This is a genomic window from Actinomadura sp. KC345 (assembly GCF_004348515.1).
Classification (GTDB): domain Bacteria; phylum Actinomycetota; class Actinomycetes; order Streptosporangiales; family Streptosporangiaceae; genus Spirillospora.
The window spans coordinates 1-2,987 of the sequence record NZ_SMKH01000501.1 but is presented as its reverse complement, the minus strand read 5'-3'; the positions used below and the strand labels follow the sequence as shown (position 1 = coordinate 2,987).

1 protein-coding gene is annotated in these 2,987 nt (G+C 72.1%); it reads left to right on the top strand.

Features of this window, described 5'->3' with window-relative positions:
- Positions 1-48: 48 nt before the first annotated feature.
- On the top strand, positions 49-2,987 hold a 2,939-nt coding region (locus E1281_RS38850; RefSeq protein ID WP_243717800.1), incomplete at its 3' end, for an AAA family ATPase.

Sequence of the window (2,987 nt, the reverse complement as noted above, 5' to 3'; positions counted from 1 at the left end):
TCATGGCACCATGAACACTGATTCTGAGGAGGGCCTTTGCTTCGTCTGGTGGTGTCACAGACCTCCCCCGGGGCCTATCGGACGGTACTGGACGCGTTGCAGGCGCCGACGCCGCCGTACGGGCCGGCCGGACGGCACATCCTGGTCGAGCCGGGACAGTATCCGAACACGAACTTCTGGAGTTCGGCCGACTTCGTGCTGACGGCGGTCGGCGGGCCGGGCTCGGTCACGCTCGACGGCGCCGCCGACGAGACGATCAAGCTCACCGGGAACGTGACGCTCCAGGGCGTCATCGTCCGGAACTGGAACGAGAACGGCACGGCGCTGGACGTGTCCGAGGGCAGCGTGCGGGCGGAGCAGTGCCAGTTCGTGAGCCGCGCCGGCACGGTGGCGGTGCGGGGCTGGGGCGGCGCCCGCCTGGCGCTCACCGGCTGCAAGGTGCAGGACGGCGCGCTCGTGTACTCCGCCGCGTCCGGGATCGTGGATTCCACCGATGTCACGGGGACGAACGGCAACGCGGTGGCGCTCCGCAAGGGCTGCGCCGTCACCGTCCGGTCGTGCCGCGTCGAGGGAGCGGGCGGCAGCGGCATCTGGGTGACCGAGGGGTCCAAGCCGCTGATCGAGCAGTGCACGATCACCGGCGCGGGGGCCGCCGCGATCCTGGTGGACGACCGGGCGGACGCGGCGATCCGCAACTCGGCCATGCACGGGTCGCAGGAGTGCTCGCTGGTCGTCCGGGACAACGCCACCGCGCTGGCGGAGGACTGCCTGATAGCGGACGCGGAGAGGGACGCGGTGTGGGTGACCGCCGGCGGGACGCTGACCGGGCGGCGACTCCGGGTCGAGTCGCCGCGGCGCTGCGGGATCTCCGTCACGACGGCCACCGGCGTCTTCGAGGACTGCGAGATCCTCGGAGCGTCGCTGTACGGCGTGTTCGCCGGCGGGGAGAGCCGGACCACGGTCGTCCGCGGGCGGGTGCAGGGCGCGAAGAAGATCGGTGTCACCGTCTCCAAGGGCGGCCACGCGACGATCGAGGGCACGACCGTCACCGGCAGCGAGAGCCTCGGGGTGTCCGCGGATCCCGGGTCCGAGCTGAACCTGCGCGGCTGCACGGTGGTGGAGACCGAGGGTTCGGGCGTGTTCACGTCGGGCACGGCGCGCGTCCACATGGACGCGGTGACGAGCGAGCGGAACGCCGAGCCGGACGTCTTCGACTTCGAGGCGAAGGTCGCCGCGACCGAACAGGTGAAGGAGCCGGCGACGGCCGCGGGGACGGGTGCCGCCGGTGCCCCGCCGGTCCGGGAGGAGCCGGGCGCCGTCGTGGCGACGGCGGACGACCTGCTCGCCGAACTGGACGCGATGATCGGCCTGGCGGCGGTCAAGCATGAGATCAGGAAACTGACGAACCTGCAGAAGGTGGCCGAGCAGCGCCGCCTCGCGGGGCTGCCGCCCGGCCCGTCCATCGGGCGGCACATGGTGTTCGCCGGGCCGCCCGGGACGGGCAAGACGACCGTCGCGCGCCTGTACGGGCGGATCCTCGCGGCGCTCGGCGTGGTCGAGACCGGCCAGGTCGTCGAGGTGAGCCGGGCCGACCTGGTGTCGGAGAACGTCGGCGGGACGGCGCTGAAGACGACCGGCGCGTTCGAGAAGGCCGTCGGCGGCGTCCTGTTCATCGACGAGGCGTACACGCTGTCCCGCAAGACCACCGGCACCGACTTCGGGCAGGAGGCCATCGACACCCTCGTCAAGCTGATGGAGGACCGCCGCGACGAGGTCGTTATCATCGCGGCGGGATACTCGGCCGAGATGCGCGAGTTCCTCACCGCCAACCCGGGCCTGAGCTCGCGGATCTCCCGGACGGTGGACTTCGAGAACTACAGCCCCGCCGAGCTGCTCCAGATCACCGAGTCGCAGGCGAACGGCGACGGCTACCGCCTCGCCGACGACACGCGCGAGGCGATCCTCGCCCACTTCACCTCCATGAAGCGGGACGCGGGCTTCGGTAACGGGCGGGCGGCGCGGCGCGTGTTCGAGGCGGCGGTGGAGCGGCAGGCGCAGCGGCTCGCCGCCCTGGAGGAACTGCCGTCCGGGGACGAGCTGAGCCTGCTGGTGGCCGAGGACCTCGACGTCGGCACGGGCCTCGCCGCGCGGTTCGGGAAGGCCCGGGACCCCGAACAGGTCACGGCCGTCCTGGGCCGCCTCAACGCGATGACGGGGCTCGCGGAGGTCAAGCAGGAGATCAGCGACCTGCTCGACCTGCTGGCGTCGTCGCGCCGCCGCCGGGAGGCCGGGCTGGAGGCCGAGCCGTTCACCGGCCACCTGATCTTCGCGGGACCGCCGGGGACGGGCAAGACGACCGTCGCCCGGCTGTACGGCGAGCTGCTCGCCGCCCTCGGCGTCCTCGCGCAGGGCCAGGTCGTCGAGGCCGCGCGGGTCGACCTCGTCGGCCAGTACGTCGGTGAGACCGCGCAGAAGACGGCGGAGGTGTTCGAGCGCGCACGCGGCGGGGTGCTGTTCATCGACGAGGCGTACTCGCTGTCGCGTCCGGGCGGGTCGGGCCACGACTTCGGCCGGGAGGCCATCGACACGCTCGTCAAGCTGATGGAGGACCACCGCGACGAGGTCGTCGTGATCGTGGCGGGCTACACGTCCGAGATGTCGGGGTTCCTGGCCGCGAACCCGGGCCTGGCCTCACGCTTCGCCCGGACGCTGACCTTCGCCCCCTACGACGTGGACGGCCTCGTCGCGATCTTCCTGGGCAAGGCGGGCACGGCGGACTACCGCGTCCCGGACCCGACCCGCCAGGCCCTCGCCTCCCATTTCGGAGCGGCCCGCGACCAGTACAAGGACGGCAACGGCCGCGAGGTCGACAAGCTGTTCCGCGCGGCCGTCACCGCCCACGCCCGCCGCACCGAACAACTGGCGAACACCGGCGCCGACCTGACCAAGGACCAACTGACCACCCTCCTCCCCGAAGACATCACCCC